Raw genomic sequence first — 21,118 nt, forward strand, 5'->3', positions numbered from 1 at the left:
GCTCGGCCTATGTTCGGCACATGGACAGCCAGGACACCACCCTCCGCGAGATCGGGAGCGGCCGCCTCCCGCAGGAACGACGCGTCGTCACCGACATTCCCGGCCCGAACTCGCGTGCTCTGGCCGAGCGCCGCAAGTCCGCCGTCGCCCAGGGCGTCGGCAGCGTGCTGCCCGTCCAGGTGACGGACGCGGACGGCGGCGTGATCGTGGACGCCGACGGCAACTCGCTCATCGACTTCGGGTCCGGCATCGCCGTGACGAACGTCGGCAACGCCAATCCGCGCGTGGTCGAGCGGGTGAAGGCGCAGGTCGAGCGGTTCACCCACACGTGCTTCATGGTCGCGCCGTACGAGTCGTACGTCGCGGTGTGCGAGAGGCTCAACCGGATCACGCCCGGCGACCACGAGAAGCGCTCGATCCTGGTCAACAGCGGTGCCGAGGCCGTGGAGAACGCCGTCAAGATCGCGCGGTACGCGACCGGGCGGCAGGCGGTGGTGGTGCTCGACCACGGCTACCACGGCCGGACGCTGCTCACGATGACGCTCACCGCGAAGAACATGCCGTACAAGCACGGCTTCGGCCCGTACGCCCCCGAGGTGTACCGGATGCCGCTCGCCTATCCGTACCGCTGGCCGACCGGCCCGGACGGCTGCGGCCCGGAGGCGGCGGCGCAGGCGATCGACCAGATCACCAAGCAGATCGGCGCGGAGAACCTCGCGGCCGTCCTCGTCGAGCCGATCCAGGGCGAGGGCGGGTTCATCGAACCCGCGCCCGGGTTCCTGCCGGCGCTGGCCGAGTTCTGCCGGACGAGCGGCGCCCTGTTCATCGCCGACGAGGTGCAGACCGGCTTCGCCCGCACCGGCGACCTGTTCGCGTGCGAGCACGAGGGCGTCGTCCCCGACCTGATCGCCACCGCGAAGGGCATCGCGGGCGGGCTGCCGCTCGCCGCCGTCACCGGCCGCGCCGAGATCATGGACGCCGTGCACGCCGGGGGCCTCGGCGGCACCTACGGCGGCAACCCGCTGGCCTGCGAGGCGGCCCTGGCCGTACTGGAGGAGATCGAGGAGCACGATCTCGCCGGACGGGCCCGCGGCATCGGCGCGGTCATGCTGCCCCGGCTGCGCGCGCTGGCCGAGCGGCTCCCGGCCATCGGCGACGTGCGCGGACGCGGCGCGATGATCGCGATCGAGCTGGTGCGGCCCGGCACCAAGGACCCCGACCCCGCGCTGACCGCCGAGGTCGCGCGCCGCTGCCACGCGCGCGGCCTGCTCGTCCTGACCGCGGGCACCTACGGCAACGTCCTGCGTTTCCTGCCGCCGCTCGTCATCCCGGGACATCTGCTGGAAGAGGGCCTGGACATCCTCGAGGAGGCGCTCTCGCACCCGTGACCGCTCCTCGGTCCGGGACGTCCGAGCCGGACGTCAGACGGGGGTGATCGGCAGCGCGCGGCGGGGCTCGAAGGCGAAGTCGGTGCCGGTGCTGAAGCGCACGACGGCGACCTCGTCGGGTTCCGGGGACGGGTGGTCGCGCCGCACGACGACGAGCCGCCACTCGTCGTCGGTACCGGTGACCTCGACGTCCAGACGAGGGTCCGCCGCGCGGACGACCGCCTGCAGCGCGGTCGTCCAGGCGGGGCCGCACAGGGAGATCCAGGCGCCGTCCTCGTGGGCCGGGGAGGGGCGGAGCGCGACGGTGGCGCCGTCGCCGTCGGCGCGGACGTCGGCGTCGACGTAGGCGGAGGGGTTGAAGAGCGGGTGAACCGCCAGGAGGCGGGCCGCCCCCTCCGCGTCGTTCGGCGGGTCCAGCGCGCGGGCGAGCCGTTCCGCGGCGATGCCGGCGATGCCCACCAGCTGCTTGCGGCGGATCCGGAGGAGTTCGCCGGCGTCGGCGGCGCGTTCGGCCACGGCGAGCGCGAAGGCCCGGTCGAGCAGGTGCATCTGGAGGCACACCTCGTCGGCGATCCGGGCCAGTGCCGAGCGGGAGAAGCCGGCGAAGTCGAGGTCGGACAGCAGCGGGCCGGAGTAGTCGGCGCGGCCCTCGTCGGCCGGGTCGATCGGGGCCAGCTCGAGGTTCGCGGCGCGGGAGCGCTCGTTGACGGCGAGCAGCGGGATGCCCTGGACGTCCGGGCGGGAGTCGTCGATCGTGACGGTCCAGGCGCAGTGGGGGTGCCGGTCGGCGGGGGTGCGCGGCGGGCGGTGGATCGGCCGCACCCGCGCCTTCGGGTTGGTCGCGACCGCGGTCGCGTCGAAGGTGGGGTCCTCGATGTCGTGGCACATGGACCGGACGTAGGCGTCCCCCATCGGCTCGACGTCCATGAGGGCCCCGCAGTGGTCGAGGCGGAACTCGCCGTGCCACCGGTCGTGGACGGTGTAGCGGAAGTCCATGAACTGCGGCGGGGCGCCGATGTCGAGTTGCAGGCCCTTGAAGATCGTCGGGACGTCGCCTTTCCCGGGGACCTCGGGTGCGTAGCCGAGGGCCCGCTGCATCCGCCTGGTGTAGATCGGGCTCGCGGCGGCCCATTCCCGGATCGCGATCTGCGCCATCGCCTCCCTCCCGAAGGCGGAGATGCACCACGCCATTCCGGAACGGTCGATGAGCTGCCCGATCAGGAGCAGTTCGGGGACGACGGCCGCGAGCTCCGCACGGGAGAGAGCGGCGTAACGGCTCGGAGGTGTCGCTGGGGTCATCTGCCGGTCTCCTCGATCGTCAGGTCCGGGGCAGGCCGAGGCGCGCGGCCGTCCTGTCCAGGTACTCGATCACCGTCGCCTCGTCGGCGTCCGGCACGCCCCAGATGAGCTCGGACGCGCCGGCGGCGGACCACGCGGCGACGTCCTCGGGGGCGGGCTTCTTCGCGACCAGGATCCGCACGTCGGGCTCGCCGTCGCGGCCCGCCTCCGCCCACTCCTCGCGGAGCAGGCCGGCCTTCGCGGCGATGTCGCTCTCGATCGGGGTGGTCATCCAGCCGTCGGCGTGGCGGGCGATCCACTTCATGGTCTTGGGGCCGCCGCCCGCGCCGATGATCACCGGGATCCGGCCGCGCGGGGGTTTGGGGTAGGCCCAGCTCGGCCCGAACGAGACGAACTCGCCGTCGTAGGACGCCTCGTCCTCGGCCCACAGCGCGCGCATCGCCTCGAGGTACTCCTTGAGGACCGTGCGGCGCTTCGCCGCGGGGACCCCGTGGTCGGCGAGCTCGTCGGTGTTCCAGCCGAATCCGGCGCCGACGGTGACCCGGCCGCCGGACAGGTGGTCGAGGGTGGCGAGCGTCTTGGCGAGGGTGATCGGATCGGACTCCACCGGGAGGGCGACCGCGGTCGCCAGGCCGATCCGCTCGGTGACCGCGGCGGCGGTCGCCAGCGACACCCACGGGTCGAGGGTGCGCATGTAGCGGTCGTCCGGCAGGTCCTGGCCGCCGGTGGGGTGCGGCGCGTCGCGGCGCACCGGGATGTGGGTGTGCTCGGGCACGTAGAAGGTGTCGAAGCCGCGCTCCTCGGCGGCCCGCGCGAGCACCGACGGCCTGATGCCGCGGTCGGAGGTGAAGAGCACTATTCCGTTGCGCATGGCGCCATGCTAGAACGTGTTCTACATGTTTTGGAATGGTGACTGGACAGCTGTCTTGCCGGAGCCGCGAAGCGGCCCCGGGGGAGCCGTCCGGCCGGCGCGCGGCTATTGCGGTCGCGTTCGGGGCGGCTTATGGTGGACAGGTGTCCAGTCAAGTGACCAGTCTCGCGCCCCGGCAGGGCCTCAACGCTCGCCGGGCCGAGACGGTGCGCAAACTGATGGCGGCCGGACTCGAGGAGTTGCGCGCCGTGGGGCACGAAGCGCTGACGGTGCGGACGGTGGCCCAGCGTGCGGGCGTCTCCCCGGCGACCGCCTACACCTACCTCTCGTCCAAGAACCACCTCTTCGCGGAACTGTTCTGGCGGCATATCAACGAGGGCGAGGCCGACGCGGCGGCCGGGGCCGGTGCGACCGAGCGCCTGCAGGGGGCCGTCCGGGCGCTGACGGCCCGGATCGTCGCCGAACCGGAGCTGGCGGCGGCGGTGACACCGGCGCTGCTCGGCGGCGACCCGGACGTCGCCCGGCTGCGGCTGCGGATCGGCGGCGAGTTCTACGAGCGGTTCGAGGCCGCCCTCACCGGGCCGGGGCGTTCCGGCGAGCCGGCCGACCCCGCCGTCCTGGAGGTGCTGGTGCTCACCTTCACCGGTGCGCTGCTGCAGGCGGGGATGGGCCTGCTGACCTACGACCAGATCACCGACCGGCTCGTCACCTCCGTCGACGTCATCATGAGAGGCAACGAATGACCGCCAAGAGCGGCGCAGCGGCCGGACCCCTGACCTTCGATCCCTACGACTACGACTTCCACGAGGACCCGTACCCGCTCTACCGGCGGTTGCGTGAGGAGGCGCCGGTCTTCCACGCCGAACGGGACGACCTGTGGGTGGTCTCGCGGCACGCCGACGTGTTCGACGTGCTCCGCGACGACGTGACGTTCTCCAACCGGATGGGCGTCTCCCTCGACGCGAGCGCGTGGAACGCCGAGGCGCACCGGGTGATGAGCTTCCTGGCCCTCGACGGGCAGCGGCAGACCCGGCTGCGCAGGCTCGTCTCGGCCGCGTTCACGCCGCGGCGGGTCAGGGAGCTCCAGCCGCAGATCCAGCGGCTCACCGAGCACTATCTGCGGCGCACCTTCGCCGCCGCCGCCGAACACGGCGAGGCGGACTGGATCGACGACTTCGCCGGCAAGCTCCCCATGGACGTGATCTCGGAGATGATGGGGGTGCCGGAGTCCGACCGCGACGAGATCCGGCGCCTCGCCGACCTCGTCGTGCACCGCGAGGACGGCGTCCGCGACGTCCCCCCGGCCGGCATGGAGGCGGCCGGCGAGCTCCTCGCCTACTACGGCGGGATGGTCGCCGAGCGCCGGGCCGCGACCGGGCCCGCGGAGGATCTCACCGCCGCGCTCACCGTCGCCGAGATCGACGGCGACCGGCTCACCGACGGCGAGATCATCGCGTTCCTGTTCCTCATGGTGGTCGCGGGGAACGAGACCACCACCAAGCTGCTCGGCAACGCGCTGTACCACCTTTCCGCGCACCCCGCGCAGAAGGCGCAGGTGCTCGCCGCCCCGGACGACCCCGAGCCGCTGGTGACGCCGTGGATCGAGGAGACGCTGCGCCACGACACCTCCAGCCAGATGCTCGCGCGCTACGTCGTCGACGACGTGGAGATGCACGGCGTGACGATCCCCGCCGGCGCCAAGGCGCTCGTCCTGCTCGGGTCGGCCAACCGCGACGAACGGGTCTTCACCGACCCGGCCGTGTACGACGTCCACCGGCCGAAGGACGAGCTCGGCCGGATCCTCAGCTTCGGCTCCGGCAAGCACTTCTGCCTGGGCGCCAACCTCGCCAGGCTGGAGGCCCGCGTCGTCCTCAACGAGCTGGTCCGGCAGGTGGACGACTTCCACGTGCACGCCGACCGCGCCGTCCGCGTGCACTCCACCAGCGTCCGGGGCTTCGCCCGCCTGCCGACCGGCTTCACCCTGCGGAAAGGCTGAGCGGAAGGGCTCAACGTGTCCAAGAAGTACCAGCATCCCGACCGGCGTCCCGCGGTGATCACCGGCGCGTCCTCCGGCATCGGCGCGGAGACGGCCAAGGCCCTCGCCGCGGCGGGGCACCCGGTCGCGCTCGGCGCGCGCCGCGTCGGCGCCCTCGAGGAACTCGCCGCCGCCATCCGCGCCGGGGGCGGCGAAGCGGTCGCGCACGCGCTCGACGTCACCGACGACGACGCGGTGGCCGAGTTCGCCGCGAAGGCGACCGCCGACCTCGGCGACATCGAGGTCGTGGTCAGCAACGCCGGCCTGGTGGCGCCCGGCGCGACCATCGAGGTCTCCTCCGCGCGTTTCGCGCGGGAGATCGACGTCAACCTCGTCGGCGCCCACCGGGTCGCGCGGACGTTCGTGCCCGCCATGGTCGAGCGGCGGCGGGGCGACATCGTCTTCGTCTCCTCCGACGTCGCGGTGCGTCCGCGGCCGTTCATGGCGGCCTACTCCGCCGGCAAGTGGGGGCTGGAGGGAATGGTCAACGCGCTGCAGATGGAGCTGGAAGGCACCGGCGTGCGGGCCTCGATCGTCCGGCCGGGGCCGACGTGGAGCGGCATGGGCACCGACTGGGACACCGACGAGGCCGCGTTCGTGCTGGAGCAGTGGGTCCGCTTCGGGCTGGCCCGGCATCCCCACTTCCTCAAGGCGAAGGCGCACGCCGACGCGATCGCCACGATCGTCGGCGCGCCGCGCGGCGTGCACCTGAGCCTGCTCGACGTCAATCCCGAAGCACCCGTGGAGGAGAGATCATCATGACCGCCCCCGGGCTCGACCTGCTCGCCGGCATCCCCGAGGTGAGCACGGTCCTGGACGACCGGAGCCCCGACGTCCCCGAGATCATCCGCGGCACCGGGCATCTCCCGGAGATGCGGGTCGACCCGATCGGCCTGTTCCACCGCGTCCGTGCCGAGTGCGGCGACGTCGGGCGCTTCCGGCTCGCCGACAAGAACGTCGTGCTGGTCAGCGGCGCCGCGGCTAACGAGGTGTTCTTCCGGGCGCCCGACGACCTGCTCGACCAGGCCGCCGCGTACCCGTTCATGACGCCGATCTTCGGCAGGGGCGTCGTCTTCGACGCCTCCCCGGAGGAACGCCAGCAGATGCTGAAGAACCAGGCGCTGCGCGGCGACATGATGCGCGGGCACGCCCGGACCATCGAGGCGGAGATCCGCCGGATGGTCGCCGGATGGGGCGACGAGGGGGAGATCGACCTCCTCGACTTCTTCGCCGAGCTGACCATCTACACCACGTCGGCGTGCCTGATCGGCAAGCCGTTCCGCGAGGAGCTCGACGAGTCCTTCGCGCGGCACTACCACGAGCTGGAGCGGGGCACGGACGCCATCGCCTATGTCGACCCGCACGCCGACATCGACAGTTTCCGGTCGCGTGACGCCGCCCGGGGGGAACTGGTCGCGCTGGTGCAGGGCATCATCGACCGCCGCAAGGAGCGGGGCGAGGTCCCCCGCGAGGAGCGCGACCTGCTGGACGTCCTGATCTCCCTGGACATGAGCGCCGAGCACATCACCGGCATCTTCATCTCGATGATGTTCGCCGGCCACCACACCTCCAGCGGCACCGCGTCCTGGGCCATGATCGAGCTGCTGCGCCACCCGGACGTCCTCGCCGAGGTGGTCGCCGAACTGGACGCGCTCTACGCCGACGGGTCCGAGGTCTCGTTCCAGGCCCTGCGCTCGATCCCCGTGCTGGAGTCGGCGCTGAAGGAGACCCTGCGCCTGCACCCGCCGCTGATCATCCTGATGCGCCTGGTCCGCGAGGACTTCGAGCTGCTCGGCACCCCCGTCCCCGCCGGGACGCTGCTCGCCGCGTCGCCCCGGGTCTCCAACCGGATCGAGGAGGACTTCCCCGAGGCGGAGAGGTTCGACCCCGGCCGGTACATCGACCCCCGGCAGGAGGACCTGCAGAACCGCTGGACCTGGATCCCGTTCGGCGCCGGCAAGCACCGCTGCGTCGGCAACGCGTTCGCGATGATGCAGATGAAGGCGATCTTCTCCGTGATCCTGCGCGACTTCACGTTCGAGGCGGCCCAGCCCCTCGACTCCTACCGGGACGACTTCTCGAAGATGGTGATCCAGCTCGAGCGGCCATGCCGCGTGAAGTACCGCCGGCGGGCGGGGCGGTGAGCCCGATGCGGGTCGTCGCCGACACGGGGGTCTGCCAGGGGCACCGGCTCTGCCAGGGGGACGCGCCCGACGTGTTCGGGTTCGACGAGGACCGGGACGTGGTCGTGGTCCTCGACGAGCGTCCGGACGAGTCGCGCCGCGAGGACGTCGCCACGGCCGTGAGGTACTGCCCGGCCTTCGCACTCTCGATCGAAGAGGACTGAGGAGACACCGTGAGTGAGCACAGCGGGTTGACCCGCGCCGAGATCGAGGAGTTCTGGGACTCCTGGCTCGCCGTCAACCGGGAGGCCGAGCGGACCGGCGACTGGCGGATCATGGCGGAGTGGTACGCCGAGGACGCGTCCTACGGCTGGATGTACCACCCCGACGAGCACTTCATGGCGGTCGGCCGCGACCAGATCCGCGACTGGGCGATCGGCATCGAGATGGACGGCCTCGACGGCTGGCACTACGACTACCAGGTCACCGTGATCGACGAGCGGAAATCGATGATCGTCGGCTTCTGGAAGCAGAAGTCCGGCATCACCGACGACGCGACCGGCGGAGAGTACGAGATCCTCGGCATCGGCGGCTCCTGGTTCGGCGTGGAACGGCAGACCTCGGGGCCGGACGAGGGCGAGATCAAGATCGCCTGGCAGCGGGACTGGTTCGATCTGCCGTCGACCGCCCACACCTTCATGGAGATCGTCAAATCCGGTAAGGCGCCCGAGTCGCTGCTGAAGCGTATGAAGGTCGCCGGCCACGACGTCCCGGGCCACTACCACTACAAGGACCTGCCCTCGCCCCTGTGGCCCCCGCCCGTCGAACGCGGCGACTACATCACGCAGCCGCCGGGGCAGGCCCCCGGCGACGCCGCGAAGGAGGCGCGGTGACCGGCCGGGTCCCGGGCAATCCGCCCGCCCGGCAGTACATCGACGGCGAGCTCGGCGGCTCGCGCGGCGGTGCGTCGTACCCGATCCTCAACCCGGCGACCGGGCAGGAGATCGGCCGCGCGCCCGACGGCACCGCCGCGGACGTCGACGCCGCCGTCGCCGCGGCCCGCCGGGCGTTCGACGAGACGGCCTGGCCGACCGACCTCGCGCTGCGGATCCGGGTGCTGCGCCAGTTCCACCGGGCGCTGCTCGACAACGCCGACGAGCTCCGGGCGCTCACCGTCGCCGAGGCCGGCGCGCCGGCGTTCTTCGTCACCGGGCCGCAGTTCGACACCCCGGTGGAGAGCCTGGAGTGGACGATCGACCTCGCCGAGGGCTACGCGTGGGAGACCGACCTCGGCGTCGGCACCACGATGGGCATCCGCTCCCGGCGCACCGTGCGGCGCGAGCCGGTGGGCGTGGTCGCCGCGATCACCCCCTGGAACTTTCCCAACCAGATCAACCTCGCCAAGATCGGACCGGCGCTCGCCGCCGGCAACACCGTGGTGCTGAAGCCGGCCCCCGACACCCCGTGGCTGGCGGCCGAGCTGGGCCGGCTGTTCGCCGAGCACACCGACGTCCCGCCCGGCGTGTTCAACGTCGTGACGCCCCGCGACAACGGGGTGGCGGCGCTGCTGACCACCGACCCGCGGGTGGACCTGGTGTCCTTCACCGGCTCCACCGGCACCGGACGGGCGATCGCGGCGGCCGCGGCGCCCACCCTGAAGCGGGTCTTCCTCGAGCTCGGCGGGAAGTCCGCGGCGATCGTGCTCGACGACGCCGACCTGGCGTCCGCCGTCGGCGCCACCGCCTTCGCGGCGTCCGTGCACGCGGGGCAGGGCTGCGCCATCACCACCCGGCTGCTGGTGCCGCGGGCGCGCTACGACGAGGCGGTGGAGATCGCCGCGGCCACGATGGGGTCGCTCGGCGCGAAGGACCCGCTCGACCCCGGCACCATCTGCGGCCCGGTGATCTCGGCGGCGCAGCGCGACCGGGTGAAGGGCTACCTCGACCTCGCCGCCGAGGAGGGTGGGCGGTTCGCCACCGGCGGCGGGCTCGCCAAGCAGGAGGGCGAACTGGCCGGCGGGTTCTGGATCGAGCCGACCGTGATCGCCGGTCTCGACAACACCGCACGGGTCGCCCAGGAGGAGATCTTCGGCCCGGTGCTGACCGTCATCGCGCACGACGGGGACGACGACGCCGTCCGGATCGCCAACGAGTCCCCGTACGGGCTGTCCGGCTCGGTCGACTCCGGCGACCCGCGGCGGGCCAAGGCGGTCGCCGCCCGCCTCCGTACCGGAACGGTCGGCGTCAACGGCGGGATGTGGTTCGGCGCGGACGCCCCGTTCGGCGGCTACAAGCAGTCCGGAATCGGCCGCGAGATGGGCGTGGCCGGGTTCGAGGAGTACCTCGAGATCAAGACCGTGGCCGAGCCGGCCCGACCCCAGGGAGAGCAGCGGTGAGCAGATTCCAGGACAAGGTCGTCATCGTCACCGGCGCGGCCCAGGGCATCGGCGAGGTCTACGCCAGGGGCCTGGCCGCCGAGGGAGCGTCGGTGGTGGTCGCCGACATCAACGAGGAGGCCGGCGGCCGGGTCGCCAAGGAGATCCGGACGGACGGCGGCGACGCCATCTTCGCCCGCGTCGACGTGGCGTCGCCGGAGTCGGCGCAGGCCGTCGCGGACGCGGCCGTCGCCGAGTACGGCGGCATCGACGCCCTGGTCAACAACGCCGCCATCTACGGCGCCATGGAGTTCGATCTCCTCATCAGCGTCGACTGGGACTACTACAGGCGGTTCCTCGACGTGAACCTCAACGGCGCGCTGGTCATGACCCGCGCGGTTTACCGGGAGATCCGCAAGCGCGGCGGCGGCTCGATCGTCAACCAGTCCAGCACCGCCGCCTACCTCTACTCCGGCTTCTACGGGCTGGCGAAGGTCGGCGTGAACGGGCTGACCCAGCAGCTCGCGCACGAGCTCGGCGGAATGAACATCAGGGTCAACGCGATCGCGCCCGGCCCCACCGACACCGAGGCCACGCGGGTCCAGGCGGGCGACGCGGCGAAGGAACTCGTCGGCACCATGGCCCTCAAGCGGTTCGGGCGGCCCGAGGACATGCTCGGCGCGGTGAAGTTCCTGCTGTCCGACGACGCCTCCTGGGTGACCGGCCAGATCATCGCCGTCGACGGCGGCCAGACCTTCCGGCTGTGAGACGAGGAACCGGCATGAGCGAAACCGTCCGCGTCGGGTTCGTCGGGCTCGGCGACATCGGCGGACCGATGGCGACCCGGCTGGCCCGGCGGCAGGCCGAAGCGGGCCTGGCCCTCGGCGTGTTCGACATCGCCGCGGCACCGGTCGAGGAGCTGGTCGAGGCCGGTGCGGAGGCGGCCGGCGGCGTCGGCGCCCTCGCCGCCCGCAGCGACGTGCTGTGCGTGATGGTCAACGACGACGAGCAGGTGCGTTCGGTGCTCGACGAGGCACTGGCCGGCGGCGCGGGTCCCGGGCTCACCGTGGCCGTCCACTCGACGGTGGCGCCCGGGACGCCCGCAGAACTCGAGACGCTCGCCGCACGGCGGGGCGTCCGGCTGGTCGACGCGCCCGTCTCCGGCGGTGCGATGGGCGCGGGCACCGGCGAGCTGGCCGTCATGGTCGGCGGGTCCGCGGCGGCGTTCGCCGCGGTCCGCCCGGTCCTGGACGTCCTGGCGACGAAGGTCGTGCACGCGGGGCCGATCGGCGCGGGCACCAGGTTCAAGCTCGCCCGCAACCTGATGCACTACGCCGCGTTCACCGCGGCGACCGAGGCGCAGCGGCTGGCCGAGGCGGCCGGTCTCGACATCGTCGCCCTGGGCGAGGTGGTCCGGCACACCGACGCGCTCACCGGCGGACCGGGCGCGATCATGCACCGCGACACCACCGCCGAGATGGAGCCGGGCTCCTTCTGGTTCACCGCCTTCGACCACCTCAGGCGGCTCGCGGAGAAGGACCTCGACTTCGCGATCGCGATGGCCGGGGAACTCGGCGTCGACGTACCGCTGGCCAGGCTCGCGCGGGACCGGCTCGCGCCCGGGCTGGGATTCCCCGAGGAGCGATCATGAGCGACGAGACGAGCGGGAAGTTCGACGGCCTCCCCGAGGCGCGGGCCCGGGGGCTCCGCAAGATGGAGCAGGTCTACGGCTTCGACATGAACGACGGGGCCGGCGACTTCTTCCGCTACACCGCCGACCACCTCTTCGGCGACATCTGGCAGCGGCCCGGCCTCTCCGACCGGGACCGCCGCCTGCTCCTCATCGGCATGCTCGCCGGCCAGGGCGCCGCCGACGTGCTCGGCGTCCAGATCCCCGCCGCCCACGCGGCCGGTGAGCTCGACGACGCGGCGCTGCGCGAGATCGTCGTGTTCCTCAGCCACTACGCGGGCTGGCCGAACGGCGCACGGCTCAACTCCATCGTCGAGGAGACGATCGGCAAAGCGGCCCGCGCGGCGGCCAAGGCGGCCCGGGAACGGGACTGATCGCCGCGCGCCCGGCGCCACCGCCCGAACCCCCGTCGCCGGTGCCTCATCGGGCACCGAGGACGGGGCCGGGCGCGGCGCGGTAGAGATGGGCGATGCGGGGGAGGACGATCGCCGTCGGCAGCTCGGCGTCGAACCAGCGGTCCACGTACGTCCAGTGGTAGGGGTGGAGAAGGTACTGCCCGGTGAGGCCGCTCTCGTCGGCGAACTCCTGTTCCCACGCATGGGTCCATGCGCCCGTCGTTCGGCTCAGCGCCCAGGACCGGATGGCGGGGATGTGCCGGGGCATGGCCATGAGGTCCGCTTCGAAGGCGGCGACCACGCCGGGCGGGGTGCCGGGACGCACGGTGAGCAGCAAGGTGCGTTTGACGCGCGGGCCGGTCAGCTCGACGTGCGCGGAGGCGATCTCGGACAGCGCGACCGCCTCGGTTCCGGGGACGTCCGGGGGCGCGCCGGCGGCCAGGTCCCAGCTCGCGCCGCGGCCGCCGACGCTGCCGGGCAGGTCGGGCCCGCCGTCGGCCCCCGGCACGGTCGTCTCCGGAGGAGAGAGGATCACCCAGCGTCGCACGGGACCTCCTCCAGCACGCGCCTCTCGCGGGCGTGGGCGAGGGTGTCGGTCGCGGACCAGAAGGCCGTCACCGACGGATCGGCCGCCGCGGTCGCGCGCATCGCGTAGAAGTCGTACGGCGTCGGCAGCGACCAGAGCAGATGGACGGCGACCTGTTCGGGGCCGGTGTAGGAGCGCCAGACCCGCTCGAGCCGCAGCCCCCGCTCGCGCGCGCCCGGCAGGTATTCGGCGCGGCAGCGGCGGAGCCAGCCGTCCGCCTCCCGCTCGGGCAGCACGACGGTGTCCAGGATGGAGGTCACAGCTTCTCCAGCACGGTGTCGCGGTACCGGGCGATCTGCTCGCGCAGGGCGGTCAGCCCGCGCGGGCCGAGAACGCCGTCCCGGCCGCCCAGACGGGGCGCGATCACGATGCGGGCGGCGCCCGCGCCGACGTACCGGCGGACGAAATCGAGATCCGCCTCCCGGGCGGGGTCGCAGCTGCCCGGCCAGGCGGTGATCTCGACGGTGCGTCCGGCGGCCGCGGTGCGCAGCAGCTCGGCCCGTTCGGTGAACTCCCCGGGCGCGATGGTGTACGGGAACCACCCGTCGGCGACGCGGCCCGCGCGGCGGACGGCCGGTTCGCTGTTGCCGCCCAGCACGATGGGGACCGTGCCGGCCTCGGGGCGCGGCAGGCAGTGCACGCGGTCGAACGACACGAACTCGCCCCGGTACGTCGCCGGGGACCGCGACCACAGTTCCCGCATCGCGCCGATGCACTCGTCGAGACGTGCGCCGCGCCGCTCGTAGGGCACGCCGACGGCCGCGTACTCCTCCTTCTGCCAGCCGATGCCGAGCCCGAGCATCAGCCGCCCGCCGGACAGCAGGTCGATGGTCGCGGCGCGCTTGGCCAGCACGACCGGGCTGTGCAGCGGCGCGACGACCATGGCGGTCCCGAAGCGCAGGACGCGGGACCCGCCCGCCATGTAGGCGATGGTGTCGAGCGGGTCGGGCATCGGGACGCCCTCGGGCGGGCCGGGGATCCGGCCGCTCGAAGAGTACGGATAGCGCGGCTCGTACTCGGCGGCGACCACCACGTGCTCGACCGTCCATACGGACTCGACGCCGCATTCCTCGAGGGTGCCCGCGTAGTCCCGCAGGAATCCGCCCGAGGTGATCAGGCCGTCCGCGAACGGCGCCATCATCCCCAGCTCGATCATGTGTACTCCCGCCCGGAAAGGTGGCCGTGTGCGTGCCGCCCATCACAGCCGCCCGCTCTCCGGCGCCGACAGCGCCCTTCCCGGTCACCGGGAGGACGGGACCGCCCGGGGGCACGGACGGCAGCGAAGCCGTGCGTCGCACGGCATCGCGCTGTTCGCGGTGCTCGCGCATCCGGCTTTTTCCTGAGTGAGACCTCGTTTTTGAGGCTCGCTTCCATCGGATTCGGTGTTCTTGGCAACCCCCGCGGGCAAATCCCAGTGATGCGCACGGTGGCGCCGGGCCGCGTCCCGCACAGAGGTGCGCGAAATACCCGAAGCCTCTCTTCTCGCAAATACCGGACAGGACGACTTCGTCATGAATGAGGGCGAGGCTCACAAGCGCCCCGGCCTCGCAGCGGCGGGATCCGCGGATTGACGAGGGGAGATCCCGGCGGCGGGGCCGGGAGCTCGGGGTTCGGAATCTGCCCGGATGCGGAAGGGGAGGACCGCTTGGGAAGGAGCCGCCTGCACAAGGCGCTGCACCGCCTGCTGCGTCCGGACGTCCAGGAAGAACCACCGCGCGACCCCGCCCTGGTGGGGCTGCTGGCCGGCAGCCGGTTCGCGGGGCTTCCGCCGCAGCGGGCCGATCTCGGCCCGCGGCGGGCGCGGCGGGTGATGGAGTTCGTCCTCGACCTCGCCGAGCAGATGTTCGCCGCGGGAACCGACACCCGGGCGATCGAGGTCTCCGTCGTCGCGGTCGCCGCCACCTACGGCCTCAGCCCGTTCGAGTTCACCATCGCCGGCCGGACGGTCTTCGTCCAGTACGCGCCGCGGGACCGCGAGCCGCAGGTCATGATGAAGGTCGCCCGCACCGACGACGGCCGGGATCTGTACCGGGCGGTGATGATCTACCGCCTGGTGGAGGAGGTCGTGCACCGTGATGCCGGCCTCGCCGGGGCGGAGCGGAGACTGCGGGACATCAAGCGGCTCCGATCGCGGTGGCCGTGGTGGGCGCGGCTCGCGGGACGGACGGTGCTGGTCTCGTCCATCACCCTGCAGGCCGACGGGACGCCGTCCGGCGTCCTGTTCGCCATGGGGGTCCTCGTCCTCGTCGACCGCACGGGCTGGGCGCTGGCCCGCGGCGGGATCCCCGGCTACTACGCGACGTTCGTGCAGGCGTCGCTGGTCGCGGGGCTGGGCATCCTGGCCTTCGACCTCGAGGTGCTGTCGCTCCGGGCGTACGCGAGCGCCACCGCGGCCAACCTCGTGCTGCTGTTGCCGGTGACGTCGATCGTCTCCCTCGCGCAGGACGCGATCACCCGGTTCGGCACCCTCGCCTCGGTGCGGCTGATCAACGTGGTCCTGATCTCCGGGGCCCTGTTCGCGGGCATCGCCACGGTCGGCTTCATCGCCGGGGACGTGCGCGTCGTCGGCAACGCCCAGAACGTTCGGTTCGTCGCCCTGCCGATCGGGCCGGCGCTCGCGGCGGCCGCGATCGGCGCCTGCGCCGGCGCCGTCGCCGCCGGCGGCGCCGCGCGGCTGCTTCCCTTCGCCGCGCTGACGGGCACGCTGTCCATGGCCGTCCGGACCCTCACGCAAGCACACCTGAGCCTGCCGCCCGCACTCGCCGTCCTGTGCGCCGCCGCCGCGCTCGGCGTCGCCGCGAGCCGCCTCGCGCCCCGGCTGCACGTCCCGCCGGGTGCGCTGATCACCCCCGCCATCGGCGCCTCCCTGCTGCCCGGACCCGACATGTACCGCAGCCTCTCCGCCTACACCGCCGGATCGTCGGGCGCGGGAAGGCAGCTCCTCAGCGCGCTGATCGTCACCGTGGCCATCGGCGCCGGCATCGTCCTGGGGCGGATCTTGGGCGTCAAGAAGGAACTCAGGGAGGAACAGGTCCCGCGCGACCAGTGACTCGCGTCGCGGCCGGGCCGCCGGTGGCGGGTCCGGAATGACAGGGGCCCCGGCGCCGTACCACGGCGCCGGGGCCCAGAGGTGCAACACCATCTACCGGCTCTGACGGGCCGGTCTTCCGCGTCGCCCGCCCATGGGCGCGTGGTGACGCGGGGATCGCGGATGCGTGACCGTAGACCACCGTCCAATCTGTGGAACTGCGGTACCCGCGCGGCGTGACCGGAGCCCGCGGCGGGCGATCCCGATGGCGTCGGACCCTCCTTTCCTCGACATCACTACTCGTACTGCGTGTTTCCGGTGTTCCCTTGCTCCCGGCGGCTTCCCGGCCACCGGCCGGACCGGCTGCCGGAGCCCCTTCCACTGCGTTGGCCCCGGCACGCCCGGTCCGCCTCATCCATCCGTTCCGGCAGTTCGTCCACTGCCGCTGCTCATGGACTCTTCTCTCTCCGATGACAGGAACACTACCCGAAGCCGCCCCGAAAAACTACATCGGCCACTACAGAGTTTCGTAGATCACTGTGCAGGGGTTTCTCTGATCGTCGCGCCTTCACGGCGGGTGCCCTGCACGCCTCCACTGGAGGTGGCCGATCGGCGCCGTGGCTGCATGTCGCGCCGCCCCGGGGCTCGTCACGGGGACGTCCCGCCGGGACGGCGGACCCGCTGATCAGGCGACGACGGCGGCGAGGAAGGCGTCCAGGTTCGTCCTGATACGCGAGACCTTCTCCTCGAGGGGGACGCCGTCGCCGTGGCCGTCGCCCAGGAGGGTCTGCTTCTTGCCCCGCACGTAGAGGGAGCAGGCCAGGTCCGCGCACAGATACCGGCCCACGGTATTGCCCTGCTTGCCGGCCTCGCCGCCGCGGCGCGCGCTCATCAGCGCGATACCGCCGCCGAGGTGCACGGTCTGGCAGAACGAGCACAGGTTCGTCGAGTTGAACCCGCGCGCCTTGCCGGGCGCGGACGCGATGCGCAGCGCGATTCCGGTGAGCCGTTCGCTCGTCTCAGTGATCAGGTAGGCGCGGTCGGGCGCCTTGGGATCTCGCCAGCCGAGGAAGTCGAGGTCGTCCCAGGGGGACTGGTCGAAGTCCTTGGAGAGGTTGAGGCGCTTGGCGTCGCCCTTGGAGCAGTTGACGAAGCAGGACCGCAGCTCCCGTTCGGTGATCGATCGCATGAAATGCCAGCTTAGGCGCGTGTTCGTCGCACGAGCAAAGGATTATCGGACCGCCCCCGGGGTCTTCGAAGGCCCGTCCGGGAACCCCTGAACGTGGAGGGGAACGGGTCAGGTCGCTCGGGCGCGGCGGCGGACGAGGAGGACGACGCCCAGCGCCGCGGCCAGCGTGCCGACGGAGAAGACGATCAGCCATCCGGCCGGCACGCCCAGGAACCGGACGACCTCCTCCCTGTAGACGACCTGCCGGTAGGGCTCGTCGTCCGTCGAGACGAAGCGGTAGTCGTCGACGATCTCCTCGGGGTCGATCCGGCCGTCGGTGAGCTCGGTCAGGAACATGCCCTTCCCGAGGAATCGCCGGAGTCCCGGGGAGCGCACCTGCTCGGGCGTCACCGGCCCGGCGAAGGCCAGCCGCATCTTCGTCCCGGTCGTCTGCTTCACGCGGTGCTCGCCGAGCACGTAGAGATGCAGCCGTTGCGCGTTCTCCGCGAGGCGGGAGAGCCGCATCGGGTAGACGAGCTCGTCCGAGGAGAACGACACGTGCAGCGGGTCGAGCTCACCGGTGAGGGCCTCGCCCGAGCTCGGCCGCAGCTTCACCGCGACGTACTTCCATCCCTGCTCGACGTACGGGCCGAGCGCCTTCGCGAGGTCGGAGCGGAGGCGGTAGCCGTTCCGGGCGAGCCAGTCGCTCAGCGCGTCCGGGTCGCCGGCGTCGAGCGTCGCGACGCGGAACGGTCCGAGGTCGCGCTCGCCGAGCACTTCGACGCCCCCGCCGCCGCCGGGCGCCGCGGCCTCGCCGGCCCCGCCGTGGCCGAGGTCGGGGAACCAGACCTTACGGGTGACCACGCGCGGTGCGGTGAGCGCGTCGAGCTGCTCGAACCAGCCGCGTTCGCCGAGCCGGACCGCGGCCTCGGACGGCGTGGGGAGGAGCCAGGCGGCGTCCTTCGCCGCCGACTCCGCCGACAGCCTCATCACGATCTCCTCGGTGCGCGCCGCCGCGTCGTAGCGGACGATCGACGTCTCACCGGAGATCCTGACCGAACTGTCGGCGATCATCGCACCGCAGCCGCACGCCCACGCCGGCTGCGCCACGGCGGCCGCCGACGAGGCGGCCAACAGTCCCAGTGCGGTCACCGCACGCGCGAAAGTACGCACCCGCCCCTCCCAGATCGTCATCCCGAAGGGCTTTGACCGCCGGCGCCGCGGTTCGGTTCCCGGACCCGCCCAACGGTGATCGAGGGGACGGCCGAGAGCGTCGGCGGTTCGTTTCCAGGCGCTCGAGAGCGGCGGTCGGCGGGCTGCTACTTACGGTAACGGGCAGATCGTATGACGCCGAGGTGATAGACGCATGGTCACGCGTCATCGACGGACGGTGAGCGTGTCGGGAGGGGTGCCACAGCGCTGCCGGGCGACCGCGCCGCCCGCCGATCGCCGCGTGACGACGGCGATCGGCGGGCGCCGCGTCTTCCGTCGGCATGAACGCCCTGTGGTCGTCCAGCCCGAATACGCCAGGAGGCCGACCTCATGTCCGATACCGCGATGAACCCCGGCCGTGTTCTCTCCGGTCATGTCTCGCAGGCGTGCGACTGCCCGGGATGTCCCGGATGTGGGGGCAGTGGCACGCTGCCGGGCGGTCGCACCTGCGGCACGTGCGGCGGCTCGGGGCGCTGCTCGCACGGCGGCGGCCGCTGACCTGCGCGCGGCGGGGCCGTGCCCGGTCGAAATTGGTCGGGAGTGCTAATGCCGTTTCTGAAGTTCGTCTCCCGACACATTTCTGACGGCGATTCCGGCTTGGCAAGGTGGTCGGGCTCTGCTGCCACCCCCACTGTCAGGAGCGGTCGATGCGTTTCCGATCCCTGTTCACGGCCGGCGTCCTGGGCGCCGCGCTGGCGGTCCCCCTGCTGACGGCCCCGTCGGCGTCGGCGGCGCCGTGGTTCTGCTGGTCCTCCGACGACCAGATCTACGCGGCGGCGAACGACGTCCAGGGCTCGCCGGGCGACCTGCTCGCCTGCCGTGAAGTGAAGCTCGAGGGCGTCCGCAACCCGCCCGGCCACAAGGCGTGGAAGGTCCGCTACGTCTCCACCGACGCCAAGGGAGCCAAGGTCGCGGTGACCGGAACCGTCGCGATCCCCACGGCGGCGTGGACGAAGGGCGGCTCGCGGCCCACCGTCGCGTTCAACCCCGGGACGCTCGGGTCCGGGCCGCAGTGCGCGTTCTCCAAGCAGCTCGCGGGCCAGAAGCAGGACATGTACGAGGGCGACAACATCGCCACGTTCCTCAAGGCCGGCCACGCGATCGCGGCCACCGACGGCGTCGGCTACATCGACGGGAAGGTGCACACCTACGTCAACGGCGTCAACGCCGGGCACGCGCTGCTGGACATCGTCCGCGCCTCCCGGCAGATCCCCGGCGGGAGCCTGAAGGCCGACGGCGAGGTCGGCATCGCGGGGTACTCCGAGGGCGGGCACGCCTCCCTGTGGGGCGCCCAGCTCGCCGAGTCGTACGCCCCCGAGCTGAACGTCGTCGGCGCCGCCGCCGGAGGCGTCCCGGGCGACCTGCGGGTCACCGCGAAGGCGCTCAACGGCAGCCTGTTCGCGGGCTTCCTGGCGGACGCCCTCGTCGGCCTGAACGCCCAGTATCCCGAGATGCCGTTCGACGAGCTGATGAACGACGCGGGCCGCCGCGCCGTCGACGACGTCAAGAAGAACTGCCTGCTCGGCACCCTGGCGGTGTTCACGGGCGCGCGGGTGGAGAACTTCACCACCGACAAGCTGACGCTCGACGACCTGTACGCGATCGAGGGGCCCGGGGGCGTGACCTGGGGCGAGATCGTCGACCGGCAGAAGGTCGGCGTCGGCATCGGGCCGGCGGGCTCGGGCGCCCGCTACGAGATCGGCTTCCCGGTGTTCCAGTACCGCGGCTGGCTCGAGGAGATCATCCCGCACGAGACCGAGGACGGCACCCGGCAGCTCTACTGCGACGCCGGCATCAACACCACCTGGAAGAACACCTACATGTCCGAGCATCTCTCGACGGACTGGGCCGCCGCCCAGGACGTGACCAAGTTCCTCGACGACCGGTTCGCGGGCAAACCGGTCGAGGGCAACTGCTGACCTGACAGTCCCGGCCCGGACGCCGCGTTCTTCGGCGTCCGGGCCGCTTCGTCCGCCGTCGGTCTGCTGTCGAATCCCGGCGGCCTTCCTGACGGAGCTCCACCGGCCCGCCCCCCGGGCGCCCGCTCGGGGGCGGGCCCTCCGAAGTGTTCGCCGAGGAGCTCGCCGAGGAGCTCGCCGCGGCCGCCGACAGGTGGCGCGGCTCCGGCGCGGGCGCCGTCCGCGCGGTCTGGAAGGACGCCGTCGCCGCACCCGGCCGGGCGGGTCCGCCGCTGACGACCGTTCCCCATGTGCCGGAAGATCGTTGTGCCGTACGCGGGGCTGGTGCTCGCGGTGTGCGGGAAGCGCGGACGGTGTCAGGCATGCAGGGTGGGGCGGTAGACGAGCTCCTGGGTGCGGCCGTCGAGCGTCCGGTGCTCGATCAGCTCGAGGTCGAAGTCGGCCGCGCCCTGGAAGACCGGGTCCAGCCCGGTCCGGCCGGTGATCACCGGGAAGAGCGTCACCTGGACGCGGTCGACCAGGCCGGCGGCCATCAGGGCCCGGTTCATCGACAGGCTGCCGTGCGAGCGCAACGGCACCTCGGACTCCTCCTTGAGCCGGGCGACGACGTCGACGGCGTCGCCGCGCGCGACGGTCGCGTCCGGCCAGTCGAGGGGTCCCTCCAGGGTGGTCGACACCACCGTCGCCGGCAGGTTCCTCATCCGCGTGACCCAGGGGTCGCGCACGTCGGACTCCTCGGTGCTCGAGGCCAGCATCCGCGCGAAGGCCCGGTACGTGTTGGCCCCGAAGACCATCCGCTGCTCCTCGCCGTACAGGGCGAGGCGGTGGTCGAGAAGCTCGGGGCCCTGCTTGCCCCAGTAGCCGCTCCAGTCGCCGCCCGCGGCGCCGAAGCCGTCGAGGCTGGAGAAGACGTCGAAGGTGTAGGTGGCGGTCACGATGCTCTCCTCGGTCCGGTCGATACGCGTGTCGGGGATACTGACCGGCTACCACGGCGAGACTCATCGCCCTCGGACGCCCGGAGCCCGGCCAG

At 72.3% G+C, this 21,118-nt stretch carries 21 protein-coding genes; 13 read left to right on the plus strand and 8 right to left on the minus strand.

Annotation, left to right across the window (positions count from 1 at the left end):
• Positions 1 to 20: 20 nt before the first annotated feature.
• Complete coding sequence (gene gabT / locus ACFQ11_RS21380) at positions 21 to 1,388, plus strand: 4-aminobutyrate--2-oxoglutarate transaminase (RefSeq protein WP_378301272.1); 1,368 nt, start codon at positions 21 to 23, stop codon at positions 1,386 to 1,388.
• Positions 1,389 to 1,421: 33 nt separating this feature from the next.
• Here the strand turns inward: gabT and ACFQ11_RS21385 are convergent, their stop codons facing one another.
• Together ACFQ11_RS21385 and ACFQ11_RS21390 are read right to left on the minus strand one after the other, a co-directional pair.
• Positions 1,422 to 2,687: a hypothetical protein gene (locus tag ACFQ11_RS21385; RefSeq protein ID WP_378301274.1), complete on the minus strand. Its 1,266-nt coding sequence runs from the start codon at positions 2,685 to 2,687 to the stop codon at positions 1,422 to 1,424.
• 19 nt (positions 2,688 to 2,706) lie between these two features.
• Positions 2,707 to 3,558, minus strand: a complete 852-nt coding sequence (locus ACFQ11_RS21390) for an LLM class F420-dependent oxidoreductase (protein ID WP_378301276.1) — start codon at positions 3,556 to 3,558, stop codon at positions 2,707 to 2,709.
• A gap of 143 nt (positions 3,559 to 3,701) precedes the next feature.
• Between ACFQ11_RS21390 and ACFQ11_RS21395 the strand changes: the two genes are divergently transcribed.
• The 10 genes from ACFQ11_RS21395 to ACFQ11_RS21440 are packed head-to-tail and all read left to right on the plus strand — an operon-like array spanning position 3,702 to position 12,154.
• On the plus strand, positions 3,702 to 4,301 hold the full coding sequence (locus tag ACFQ11_RS21395) for a TetR/AcrR family transcriptional regulator (RefSeq protein ID WP_378301278.1): 600 nt from the start codon (positions 3,702 to 3,704) through the stop codon (positions 4,299 to 4,301).
• The gene (locus ACFQ11_RS21400; protein WP_378301280.1) at positions 4,298 to 5,554 is read left to right on the plus strand and encodes a cytochrome P450; all 1,257 of its coding nucleotides are present in this window, start codon (positions 4,298 to 4,300) and stop codon (positions 5,552 to 5,554) included. Before ACFQ11_RS21395 ends, ACFQ11_RS21400 begins: the two co-directional genes overlap by 4 nt.
• A gap of 15 nt (positions 5,555 to 5,569) precedes the next feature.
• On the plus strand, positions 5,570 to 6,355 hold the full coding sequence (locus ACFQ11_RS21405) for an SDR family oxidoreductase (RefSeq protein WP_378301282.1): 786 nt from the start codon (positions 5,570 to 5,572) through the stop codon (positions 6,353 to 6,355).
• On the plus strand, positions 6,352 to 7,737 hold the full coding sequence (locus tag ACFQ11_RS21410; RefSeq protein ID WP_378301284.1) for a cytochrome P450: 1,386 nt from the start codon (positions 6,352 to 6,354) through the stop codon (positions 7,735 to 7,737). The genes ACFQ11_RS21405 and ACFQ11_RS21410 overlap by 4 nt, the downstream gene beginning before the upstream one ends.
• Positions 7,738 to 7,742: 5 nt before the next feature.
• The gene (locus tag ACFQ11_RS21415; protein WP_378301286.1) at positions 7,743 to 7,940 is read left to right on the plus strand and encodes a ferredoxin; all 198 of its coding nucleotides are present in this window, start codon (positions 7,743 to 7,745) and stop codon (positions 7,938 to 7,940) included.
• A gap of 9 nt (positions 7,941 to 7,949) precedes the next feature.
• Entirely contained in the window at positions 7,950 to 8,609 is a 660-nt protein-coding gene (locus tag ACFQ11_RS21420) for a nuclear transport factor 2-like protein (protein WP_378301288.1), read from the plus strand.
• Positions 8,606 to 10,111 carry an aldehyde dehydrogenase gene (locus ACFQ11_RS21425; protein WP_378301290.1) on the plus strand — a complete coding sequence of 502 codons (1,506 nt, stop codon included), beginning with the start codon at positions 8,606 to 8,608 and terminating at the stop codon, positions 10,109 to 10,111. The genes ACFQ11_RS21420 and ACFQ11_RS21425 overlap by 4 nt, the downstream gene beginning before the upstream one ends.
• Positions 10,108 to 10,857, plus strand: coding sequence for an SDR family oxidoreductase (locus ACFQ11_RS21430; protein ID WP_378301292.1), 750 nt, complete (start codon positions 10,108 to 10,110; stop codon positions 10,855 to 10,857). Before ACFQ11_RS21425 ends, ACFQ11_RS21430 begins: the two co-directional genes overlap by 4 nt.
• A gap of 14 nt (positions 10,858 to 10,871) precedes the next feature.
• A complete protein-coding gene (locus ACFQ11_RS21435; protein WP_378301294.1) occupies positions 10,872 to 11,741 on the plus strand; it encodes an NAD(P)-dependent oxidoreductase in 870 nt (289 codons plus the stop codon).
• A complete protein-coding gene (locus ACFQ11_RS21440; RefSeq protein ID WP_378301296.1) occupies positions 11,738 to 12,154 on the plus strand; it encodes a carboxymuconolactone decarboxylase family protein in 417 nt (138 codons plus the stop codon). Before ACFQ11_RS21435 ends, ACFQ11_RS21440 begins: the two co-directional genes overlap by 4 nt.
• A 46-nt stretch (positions 12,155 to 12,200) precedes the next feature.
• Here ACFQ11_RS21440 and ACFQ11_RS21445 read toward each other — a convergent pair whose 3' ends face one another.
• From ACFQ11_RS21445 to ACFQ11_RS21455, 3 genes are read right to left on the minus strand one after another with little or no spacing between them, the layout of a single operon-like run.
• Positions 12,201 to 12,722 (minus strand): Dabb family protein, encoded by a 522-nt coding sequence (locus tag ACFQ11_RS21445; RefSeq protein WP_378301298.1) that lies wholly within the window; start codon positions 12,720 to 12,722, stop codon positions 12,201 to 12,203.
• Entirely contained in the window at positions 12,707 to 13,021 is a 315-nt protein-coding gene (locus tag ACFQ11_RS21450; protein WP_378301300.1) for a hypothetical protein, read from the minus strand. The genes ACFQ11_RS21445 and ACFQ11_RS21450 overlap by 16 nt, the downstream gene beginning before the upstream one ends.
• The gene (locus ACFQ11_RS21455) at positions 13,018 to 13,917 is read right to left on the minus strand and encodes an LLM class F420-dependent oxidoreductase (protein ID WP_378301302.1); all 900 of its coding nucleotides are present in this window, start codon (positions 13,915 to 13,917) and stop codon (positions 13,018 to 13,020) included. The genes ACFQ11_RS21450 and ACFQ11_RS21455 overlap by 4 nt, the downstream gene beginning before the upstream one ends.
• Before the next feature lie 489 nt (positions 13,918 to 14,406).
• On the opposite strand from ACFQ11_RS21455, the gene ACFQ11_RS21460 reads away from it, so the two are divergent.
• Positions 14,407 to 15,810: a threonine/serine exporter family protein gene (locus ACFQ11_RS21460; protein WP_378301304.1), complete on the plus strand. Its 1,404-nt coding sequence runs from the start codon at positions 14,407 to 14,409 to the stop codon at positions 15,808 to 15,810.
• A gap of 664 nt (positions 15,811 to 16,474) precedes the next feature.
• Here ACFQ11_RS21460 and ACFQ11_RS21465 read toward each other — a convergent pair.
• On the minus strand, positions 16,475 to 16,978 hold the full coding sequence (locus tag ACFQ11_RS21465) for an FBP domain-containing protein (RefSeq protein ID WP_378301306.1): 504 nt from the start codon (positions 16,976 to 16,978) through the stop codon (positions 16,475 to 16,477).
• Between the two features lie 108 nt (positions 16,979 to 17,086).
• Complete coding sequence (locus tag ACFQ11_RS21470; protein ID WP_378301308.1) at positions 17,087 to 18,109, minus strand: DUF2330 domain-containing protein; 1,023 nt, start codon at positions 18,107 to 18,109, stop codon at positions 17,087 to 17,089.
• 707 nt (positions 18,110 to 18,816) lie between these two features.
• Here ACFQ11_RS21470 and ACFQ11_RS21475 point away from each other — a divergent pair.
• Entirely contained in the window at positions 18,817 to 20,088 is a 1,272-nt protein-coding gene (locus ACFQ11_RS21475; RefSeq protein WP_378301310.1) for a lipase family protein, read from the plus strand.
• A gap of 356 nt (positions 20,089 to 20,444) precedes the next feature.
• Here ACFQ11_RS21475 and ACFQ11_RS21480 read toward each other — a convergent pair whose 3' ends face one another.
• A complete protein-coding gene (locus ACFQ11_RS21480; protein ID WP_378301312.1) occupies positions 20,445 to 21,023 on the minus strand; it encodes a dihydrofolate reductase family protein in 579 nt (192 codons plus the stop codon).
• Positions 21,024 to 21,118: the final 95 nt, after the last annotated feature.

This window comes from Actinomadura sediminis (genome assembly GCF_042675525.1).
Lineage (GTDB): Bacteria > Actinomycetota > Actinomycetes > Streptosporangiales > Streptosporangiaceae > Spirillospora > Spirillospora sediminis.

Coding starts and splice junctions, on each gene's coding strand:
- ACFQ11_RS21385 (WP_378301274.1), bottom strand. CDS start 2,687: ATGACCCCAGCGACACCTCCGAGCCGTTACGCCGCTCTCTCCCGTGCG.
- ACFQ11_RS21440 (WP_378301296.1), top strand. CDS start 11,738: ATGAGCGACGAGACGAGCGGGAAGTTCGACGGCCTCCCCGAGGCGCGG.
- ACFQ11_RS21415 (WP_378301286.1), top strand. CDS start 7,743: ATGCGGGTCGTCGCCGACACGGGGGTCTGCCAGGGGCACCGGCTCTGC.
- ACFQ11_RS21455 (WP_378301302.1), bottom strand. CDS start 13,917: ATGATCGAGCTGGGGATGATGGCGCCGTTCGCGGACGGCCTGATCACC.
- ACFQ11_RS21435 (WP_378301294.1), top strand. CDS start 10,872: ATGAGCGAAACCGTCCGCGTCGGGTTCGTCGGGCTCGGCGACATCGGC.
- ACFQ11_RS21390 (WP_378301276.1), bottom strand. CDS start 3,558: ATGCGCAACGGAATAGTGCTCTTCACCTCCGACCGCGGCATCAGGCCG.
- ACFQ11_RS21400 (WP_378301280.1), top strand. CDS start 4,298: ATGACCGCCAAGAGCGGCGCAGCGGCCGGACCCCTGACCTTCGATCCC.
- ACFQ11_RS21410 (WP_378301284.1), top strand. CDS start 6,352: ATGACCGCCCCCGGGCTCGACCTGCTCGCCGGCATCCCCGAGGTGAGC.
- gabT (WP_378301272.1), top strand. CDS start 21: ATGGACAGCCAGGACACCACCCTCCGCGAGATCGGGAGCGGCCGCCTC.
- ACFQ11_RS21465 (WP_378301306.1), bottom strand. CDS start 16,978: ATGCGATCGATCACCGAACGGGAGCTGCGGTCCTGCTTCGTCAACTGC.
- ACFQ11_RS21475 (WP_378301310.1), top strand. CDS start 18,817: ATGCGTTTCCGATCCCTGTTCACGGCCGGCGTCCTGGGCGCCGCGCTG.